The organism is Crenobacter sp. CS_VA4, assembly GCF_055597485.1.
Genome location: NZ_JBVMAE010000086.1, coordinates 1 through 449 on the forward strand (window position 1 = coordinate 1; position 449 = coordinate 449).

1 protein-coding gene is annotated in these 449 nt (G+C 60.1%); it reads right to left on the reverse strand.

Annotation, left to right across the window (positions count from 1 at the left end; genetic code table 11):
* Positions 1 to 449: Mu transposase domain-containing protein (locus ACZ2IA_RS22810; RefSeq protein ID WP_470294877.1), on the reverse strand; the 449-nt coding region annotated here is incomplete at both ends.

Sequence of the window (449 nt, forward strand, 5' to 3'; positions counted from 1 at the left end):
CCAGATGGCAGGGCACCGAATAGCGGTTGCGCTGGAAGGTGACCAAGCAAGTGCTGGAGACCCGTGCCAGGACTTCGGTATAGCCGTCAAAGGCACCGGGGAACGGCATCATCTGCAACTGCTCGTCCTGCAGCAACTCAGCCAGCGTCAGTTCCGGGTAATCGGGATGGACCATCACCTGCCAAGCCGCACGACACCGCTGTTCCAGCCAGTCGTTCAGTTCCCCAAAGCTGGCGAACGGCTGCCTCTTGGCTTCTTGCCAGAGTTGCCGGCGCCGATCCTGCACATTCTTCTCAACGACACCTTTCTCCCAGCCTGAGGCGACATTGCAGAAGTCGGGTTCAAACAGGTAATGCGCGGTCATGGCATGAAAGCGGGCGTTGACGACACGCCCCTTGCCCGGCAGCACCTTGTCCACGGCGGTCTTCATGTTGTCGTAGATGCCGCGA